Here is a 7,369-nt window from a genome sequence, read left to right on the forward strand (position 1 = left end):
GATCAAGATTGAGTAGAGCTTTATAGTTCTGATTCATGGAACTATTTCAAAAACAGTGCCTTGGTTAAAATCAGTCACATTCATAGAACCATAAACCCCTAAATATAGTCTGGATTGATCCAGATTCGTTCCCAAACTAGCATAAAAGGCTGATTGAGACCCAAAATCATAATCGGTTTGAATCACACTATAATCATTTTGTTTGCCATCTGGTCTCACTCTGGTATAAGCTAAAGCCCCTCTACCCTGAGGTTGAGAATCGTTCCGGGCAAAATCAGTAAACACAACACTTCCTGTTAAATCAGGGATTCGATTCCCCATATAAGGCTGAATTCCTGTAAGTGCAGTTCCTTCAAACTTATCGGGTCGGGGATCTTTATGAAAATAACTAGTTAAAGGCTGAAGACGACTCCCTGAAAGTGCTACTGATTCATTGTAAAAAGCAATTGTTTTCTCATCCAAAGACGGGTTATTAGTACAGCCTCTTATGGTCGAAGTAGGAAAACAACCTTCCCATCCCCGCCAGCCAAAGTTAATAAATCCTTTTTGGTCAGGCTTAGAATACATTAAAGAAACTTGAATAAGCTGTGTAACCGGTATGGGTTTATAATGAACAAATGAAAAAATCGACTCCACCAAATCCTGTCCGACATTTCCCGCATATTTAATATACTGATTGTTAAACCTTTGAAATGAAATGCCTGGTATATTGCGAACTCCTTTGGCAGTTACTGTGAGCGTTTCCTGGATAGGTGCGGGAAGTTCATTAAAACGCGTAACTACGGGTGGATTATTGATAAATGAATTTTTAACTACATCAATTTCAATTATTTTACCGGCGATTTCCATATCATCCTGGCTTAAATTAAAGGGATCATATCCTGATCCACCATCTCCGGTTGTTAAAACAAGTTTTCCTGTTTCAGGTGAAAAGTTTAAGCTATTGACACCATTATGATTAAAAAATGGTCTTCTTAAATTAAGTAATGTCCGCCGTTTTTGAGGTTGACCATTCGGTTGCAAAATCCATTCTTCAACTGTATCAATATGATCATATTGAGTTTCTCTATTTATCCATTTTAGGTTTAAGGTTTTGGGATCACACGGATCAGGCTTAAAAAATTCAGGAAGAGCACCTGGACCTTGTGTTCCAGCTACTGAATAATGAAGATAAAACAGACCGTTATAATAAAAATCGGGATGAAACGCTAGCCCTAGCAATCCCCGTTCATCATATCCGCCACCAGAAGCACCTAGTTTTATGACTTGTGGGCGAATATCTAAAAAAGTCCTTATATCTCCGTTTCCAATGTAATAAATCTCTCCTACCTGGGTTGCAATAAATAATCTTTCAATTGAGTCACCTGGAAGAATAGTTGTTTTCAAAACAGTGGGTAAATTTATCTTACTTACAATGGGTCGTAAACTAACCTTAACTTTTTTCAATTAACTTACACCCCTTCTGATTGTTTTCTTATATAAGAATATGATTAGAAAAGTTCTATAAGTACCAAAATAGGGCAGCGGAAGGATTGTTATAATTAGATTCTAAAAGAGGAGTAAAAAATATGTTTAGGTTGATAAAAAATGAAATGAATAAAATAGACATTGAAAAGGAAATTATGAATTCCAATGAAGAGTATAATACAATCGCATTTGATAAAGAGTTTCTTAAGGAAGAAGATATTTTTAAAGAACATAAAGAAGCTGAGGAATTAGACATTGAAAGATACTTAGTAAAAACAGGGGAAGAATATATTGGTATTCTTAATTACGGGATGTCTAGCCCTCGTTTTCAAAAGCCTTGGTTGAGTTTAATTGCTATACATAAAAAATATCAAGGTTTAGGGTATGCAAAGAAACTATACATGGCGTATGAAAAATTAATGAAAGATAAACAAGTAAGTTGTATTCAAATAGCAGTTCATTCTACAAATGAAAAAGCATTAAATTTTTGGACTTCACTAGGTTTTATTAAATTTGATGAGAGGACTTACGAAGGTAAGGTGTTCTTTAGTTTTGAAAAGGATTTAAGTTAGAATTTCTCATGAATTGACAGGCGTTATTCAACTAATGGAAAGCTTATGCTGAATAAGTAGATGGAAAAATATTTGAGTCATTTGCTGCACAGTACAACCAAACTATTCAACAGAAAAAAGGATGTTGATTTTTGAATCACGTTAAAAGAAAAATATACAACCATAATTGCTGCGATAACCGAATATGTTCGACATGAAGAATTTCTATCTTAGCTGGGGAAAGCGGGGGACAAGCCTTGCTTCCAAGTCAGTTACAATTCTGTAATAAACGAAATGGAAGGCCCGCCCCATGCTTTAAATTAAGGAAGGATGTTTCCTGCGGAACGATAGATGCTATACCATTCTTCACGGGTGAGGTGGACGTCGCTAGCTTTTATACAATCTACTAATCGGCCTTCATTCATCGTTCCGATTACAGGCTGCATGTTCGCAGGATGGCGCAGTAGCCACGCAATAGCAATCGTTGTATTTGATACCTCATATTTTGCGGCAACCTCATCAATTTTTTTGTTCAATTCCGGGAACTTTTCGCTTCCTAGGAATACGCCTTCAAAAAAGCCATACTGGAAAGGTGACCAAGGCTGGATTGTAATATCGTTTAACCTGCAGTAATCAAGTACGCTGCCATCGCGATTTACTGCAGCTTCATTTTCCATATTGACATTGATCCCACTGGAAATCATCGTTGTGTTTGTAATACTTAATTGAAGCTGGTTAGCAACGATCGGTTGTTTTATGTATTTCCTTAAAAGCTCCATCTGCATCGGATTCTGATTGGAAACTCCGAAATGTCTTACTTTTCCTGAACTTTCGAGAATGTCGAAGGCTTCTGCAACCTCTTCAGGCTCCATGAGTGCGTCCGGACGATGGAGAAGGAATACATCCAAATAATCTGTTTTCAAACGCTTTAGGATTTTGTCAACGGAATTTAAAATATGCTCCTTGGAAAAATCGAACGTGCCTATATCTGGTCGAATACCACATTTAGACTGGAGAATCAACTTTTCCCGGACATCATCATTCATGTGAACAGCCTCAGCAAATATTTCCTCACATTCACCTTTACCATAAATATCAGCATGCTCAAAAAAGTTTGCACCATTTTCTAATGCTGTCTGTACAAAGCTTTCTGCCTCTTTTTTATCGAGTGAATCAATCCGCATACAACCTACTGCAACAACAGGTACTTCTAATTCACTAGTTCCAAGCTTAATTGTTCTCATCCTTCTCGTCTCCTTTTGAAAAGTAATTGGTCTTTTTTGTGAATAATGGGCAAGACTAATTCAATTATATCAATATTTATAGTGGGTGTCTTTCTTTCAGTGTGCTTGGCCTCCACTAGTGGACTGGGAGTCAGTAAATTATTATTTGGGAGTGAAATGTTATTATAAAATGTCAATGAACTTAACGTTACAACGAGAGGAAGGACAACGAAGAATGTGGGCGATGGTCAACCAAGAATATTAATACCATAAGAGTTTGATAGAAAACACGTGGGAGTTATAGGTTACCGTGGGTTATGGTCCCCCGCTTTTTTTAAGCGTTAGTGTATGGGGGACAGGCACTGTTTCGCACTATAACGTTTCTACCGGGATTATATCTGAAATGAGCGGAGAGTTTATTGAAAAAAGACAATACAAGTCAGTAACCCTATCTTGTAGTTTGTAATTTCGAATGACAAAGCCTTCATACCCTTGGCGAATAAGACTGTTACGAAATTTTTCATTGGCTTCCTCCATATTTAAAAGGATAGCCTCATCTTTCCAAGTAAAGTTTCTTTTTCTGGCATGAATATATTCACAATATTTGTCACGTTCATTCATAAACAACTCATACGAATCCACGGTATTAGAATCATATATTTTAAGGTTTGGTTCATCTATAAATATTTTGTAAATAAAGCCAGTTACTCGCCTTTCAACTTGAATAACCTTAGGTGCTCCATCTTCCCAAAATTCCGTTTCAGACTTTTGATAAACCGTCTCGGTTCCTGTTGCATAAGGTTTAGCAGAATGAATATCAGTTGTAAGCCAAAATCCAATTGTACCAATAACGTTATTGACGTTTTGAACCTTTGCTTCACTAGTAAAATCTTCTATTTTATTCATAGTACCAAAATAAGCGATCATTTTTCTTACCTCCCATTTTTAGATTGTCCAATTTTTGAGTTTATCATTTATGGATAAGGTGAGTAGTTACACTATATGAATTGAAAAAAACATATGATTTCAAAAAAGGGTTAAACTGAAGAATGAAATAAGAAAGGAGATGTGAAATATGACCAAAAAATATAATAAAGGCAGCCGTAATCAAAATGCACCTGAATTACACGGCAAAGTCCCAACTAGCGGTGATAACAATAAAGGGAATAAAAGGAAATAAGGAATCTAAATATATTCTCTTGTTAAGAATCAAGGGGAGTGACCAGGCACTCCCCAAAAGTTAACGGTTTTGGTGAAAATGAGAGAAATCAGAGCGCTGGAGTAGGTAAAACTAAAAGCCTACTTTTTATCTCCAAGAACTAATAAATCTTTTACGAAAAGTCATCTTTTTTTAAAATCCTCCTAACGAAAATCAATTTAGCCTTATATATACAGTATGAAGACATACATACGATAGGGGGAAATTCATATGGCTAAATTCCGTATGATTCAAACAGGGTTCTGGAATGACCCAAAAGTGATGGAGGAGATGACACCGGAGGATAAGTTCTTTTTCATGTATCTTCTCACCAATCCGCAAGTGACTCAAAATGGTATCTACCGGATTACGAAGAAACAAGTGGCTTTTGAAACAGGCTTCTCCGTGGAAACGGTGCAGCTGTTATTTGAACGCTTTTTGAACCAGCATGAGCTCATTCGTTACAATGCTGAAACAAGGGAGCTTGCGATCAAAAACTGGGGTAAGCACAACCTCGGGCGTGGAGGCAAGCCGATGCTTGATTGTATTCGGAAGGAACTAGAGGGCGTCAAGGATCGTTCTCTTATTGAATATGTTGGACAAGAAGTGAGCAATGAGTCGATTCGAAACCTTTACGCATCCTTCTGCCTAAAAAACGACGACACGTCGACGTTACGGGGGCAAGAAGAAAAAGAAGAAGAAGAAGAAGAAGAAGAAGAACAACCATACGCCCTCGTATTCAGATTTTACGAAGAAAACATCGGAGTCTTGAATCCATTTATCGCAGAGTCGATTGCTCTTTGGTTAGAAGAGCTAAGTCCGGAAGTTGTGATTCTTGCTATAAAAAAGGCTTTGATGAAGCAAAAACGTTGGGATTATGCAGAAGGAATTTTGAAAAAATGGTCGAATCATAACTTAACGACCATTCAAGCCATTGAAGCCGCCGAAACCCACTTTCAGAAGCGACAAACTCGAACCTCCCCAACGGATCTACTTGAACGAGTGAAACGAGGTGATTTTTCATGACAAATGAGGAAGCCGCCGAAGTTCTCCTAACGATCCACGAAGTCTATCCATCCTACGAAATCACGGAACGGAAAATAAAAATCCTTGTCCCAGCCTTACTGAAAATGGATCTTGCTGGGGTTATGAAACGGTTGAATGAATATATTATGACCAACCCTTGGCCACCAACGATTTCAGATATTGCCTCTTATTCACTTCAGGAAAACGAAGTGTTGAGAAAAACGCAGGAGTATGAAAAACGTGCTTCTGAGAATCCCCCAACGAAAGAGCAAATCGAAGAATTCCACGAACGATTCAAGCAGTTTGGGTTAACGGAGTCAGAAGATGAATGAGCACGCATCTGTTGCTGAACAAGCTGTTATTGGAGCCATCCTCCTTGATCCTGAGCTTATTAAAGAATGTAGTCTGCAGGAAGAACATTTCTACGAAGCCCGCCATAAGATCATCTTTCAAGCGATGCGAGCATTAGAACGGTCTGAAACCCCTCCAGATATCGTAGCTGTCGTGACCATGTTACGCGATGTCCTCGAATCGATTGGGGGAGTGGCGTACCTATCTGATCTGGTGAATGCCGTCGCTACAACTAGCAACTTTAAACACTACGAAGAGCTGATCCTCGAACATGTTCGAAAACGGTCGGCCACTAAGCTCACCGAACAATTTCACCATGAAGCAAATGATGAGACCATCGATACTCTGATCACGGAGCTCCAACAAATACAGGAGCTGACGATTAAGAAACAACACCGGACGAAAATAGAGATCCTTGCTGATGTCGTTGAAACGTTGCACGAACCATCCGAAGATCTCAGAGGAAGACCAAGTGGCATTATCGATCTCGATAAAATGACGGGAGGTTGGCAAAAGCAGGACCTGATCATTGTTGCTGCGAGACCTTCTGTCGGAAAAACGGCGTTTGCCTTGCACATGGGTGCTGTTAACTGCCGCAGGGGAGGAGTGACGACTTTCTTTTCCCTGGAAATGGCAGATAGACAATTAGCCATTAGGTGGATCAATGCAGAAGGGAGGATTGACGGGATGAAATGGAAAAACCCGACACGGTTCTTTTCCGCTTCCGATTATCGTCAAGCTGTAAATGCTATCGGAACCATTGAAAAGTGGGACATGGAAATCATCGATAACCCGAGTATCAAAGTCTCTGAAATTCGTTCCAAACTAAACGAAATAAAACGTCGATACCCGAACCGCGACCATCTTGTCATCATTGATTACCTCCAGCTCATCCAGCCCTCTAGCAAACGGGGAGAAAACCGCCAACAAGAAGTGTCTTCAATTTCACGTTCCCTAAAAGCAATGGCAAGAGAGCTCGACGTCCCGATTATCGCCCTGTCACAGCTATCAAGGAAGGTTGAGTCCCGCCAAGAGAAACGGCCAATGATGTCGGACATCCGAGAGTCGGGAAGCATTGAGCAGGATGCAGACATTGTTGCCTTTTTGTACCGTGATGATTATTACGATAATGAAACGGACGGGCGAAACAAAATTGAAATCATTATCGCAAAGCAACGGAATGGACCTGTTGGGACGGTAGAGGCCTTGTTTGAGAAGGAATATGGAAGGTTTGTGAATCTAGCAAAAAGCAATGCTAATAAGGAGGCCGGCAAATGGGAGAAGTCCAGCAATTAAAAGTAGCATACGATATGTCACTGTTGAAAAAGCAAATTCGGGAATACGAGTTGAAGAATGAATTACTAGTAAGAGAGAACCAGTTGCTGAAGCAGCAGGTTCGGGTGTTGAAGGGGAGGACTGGGAGGAAGGAATGAGGGGGCGGCGGGACGGCGTGGGACGGCGGGACGGGTACCTTGTCCCGCCAGCGGTTATCATCGTCTCATGCGGATTCACGTTCCGTTATTTGTGACAAAAACAGTGATTGCCTAAGGTTT

The 7,369-nt window shown here is 39.6% G+C and carries 8 protein-coding genes; 5 read left to right on the plus strand and 3 right to left on the minus strand.

Features of this window, described 5'->3' with window-relative positions:
• Positions 1-33: 33 nt before the first annotated feature.
• The gene (locus MF646_RS16915; RefSeq protein ID WP_250097694.1) at positions 34-1,446 is read right to left on the minus strand and encodes a PQQ-dependent sugar dehydrogenase; all 1,413 of its coding nucleotides are present in this window, start codon (positions 1,444-1,446) and stop codon (positions 34-36) included.
• 122 nt (positions 1,447-1,568) lie between these two features.
• On the opposite strand from MF646_RS16915, the gene MF646_RS16920 reads away from it, so the two are divergent.
• On the plus strand, positions 1,569-2,039 hold the full coding sequence (locus tag MF646_RS16920) for a GNAT family N-acetyltransferase (RefSeq protein WP_250097695.1): 471 nt from the start codon (positions 1,569-1,571) through the stop codon (positions 2,037-2,039).
• 299 nt (positions 2,040-2,338) lie between these two features.
• Here the strand turns inward: MF646_RS16920 and MF646_RS16925 are convergent, their stop codons facing one another.
• The gene (locus tag MF646_RS16925; RefSeq protein ID WP_250097696.1) at positions 2,339-3,262 is read right to left on the minus strand and encodes an aldo/keto reductase; all 924 of its coding nucleotides are present in this window, start codon (positions 3,260-3,262) and stop codon (positions 2,339-2,341) included.
• A 351-nt stretch (positions 3,263-3,613) separates the two neighbouring features.
• A complete protein-coding gene (locus MF646_RS16930) occupies positions 3,614-4,168 on the minus strand; it encodes a hypothetical protein (protein WP_250097697.1) in 555 nt (184 codons plus the stop codon).
• A gap of 502 nt (positions 4,169-4,670) precedes the next feature.
• Here MF646_RS16930 and MF646_RS16935 point away from each other — a divergent pair.
• From MF646_RS16935 to MF646_RS16950, 4 genes are read left to right on the plus strand one after another with little or no spacing between them, the layout of a single operon-like run.
• Positions 4,671-5,465 (plus strand): DnaD domain-containing protein, encoded by a 795-nt coding sequence (locus MF646_RS16935; RefSeq protein ID WP_250097698.1) that lies wholly within the window; start codon positions 4,671-4,673, stop codon positions 5,463-5,465.
• Positions 5,462-5,797, plus strand: coding sequence for a replicative helicase loader/inhibitor (locus MF646_RS16940; protein ID WP_250097699.1), 336 nt, complete (start codon positions 5,462-5,464; stop codon positions 5,795-5,797). Before MF646_RS16935 ends, MF646_RS16940 begins: the two co-directional genes overlap by 4 nt.
• Positions 5,790-7,112: a replicative DNA helicase gene (gene dnaB, locus MF646_RS16945; RefSeq protein WP_250097700.1), complete on the plus strand. Its 1,323-nt coding sequence runs from the start codon at positions 5,790-5,792 to the stop codon at positions 7,110-7,112. The genes MF646_RS16940 and dnaB overlap by 8 nt, the downstream gene beginning before the upstream one ends.
• Positions 7,091-7,249 carry a hypothetical protein gene (locus tag MF646_RS16950; protein ID WP_250097701.1) on the plus strand — a complete coding sequence of 53 codons (159 nt, stop codon included), beginning with the start codon at positions 7,091-7,093 and terminating at the stop codon, positions 7,247-7,249. Before dnaB ends, MF646_RS16950 begins: the two co-directional genes overlap by 22 nt.
• Positions 7,250-7,369 lie beyond the last annotated feature (120 nt).

Source organism: Halalkalibacter alkaliphilus (genome assembly GCF_023555415.1).
Taxonomy (GTDB): domain Bacteria; phylum Bacillota; class Bacilli; order Bacillales; family Bacillaceae_D; genus Halalkalibacter; species Halalkalibacter alkaliphilus.

Bases quoted from the DNA above. Each gene is read 5' to 3' on its own strand.
- MF646_RS16920 (WP_250097695.1), top strand. From the start codon at position 1,569: ATGTTTAGGTTGATAAAAAATGAAATGAATAAAATAGACATTGAAAAG.
- MF646_RS16925 (WP_250097696.1), bottom strand. From the start codon at position 3,262: ATGAGAACAATTAAGCTTGGAACTAGTGAATTAGAAGTACCTGTTGTT.
- MF646_RS16930 (WP_250097697.1), bottom strand. From the start codon at position 4,168: ATGATCGCTTATTTTGGTACTATGAATAAAATAGAAGATTTTACTAGT.
- MF646_RS16935 (WP_250097698.1), top strand. From the start codon at position 4,671: ATGGCTAAATTCCGTATGATTCAAACAGGGTTCTGGAATGACCCAAAA.
- MF646_RS16940 (WP_250097699.1), top strand. From the start codon at position 5,462: ATGACAAATGAGGAAGCCGCCGAAGTTCTCCTAACGATCCACGAAGTC.
- dnaB (WP_250097700.1), top strand. From the start codon at position 5,790: ATGAATGAGCACGCATCTGTTGCTGAACAAGCTGTTATTGGAGCCATC.
- MF646_RS16950 (WP_250097701.1), top strand. From the start codon at position 7,091: ATGGGAGAAGTCCAGCAATTAAAAGTAGCATACGATATGTCACTGTTG.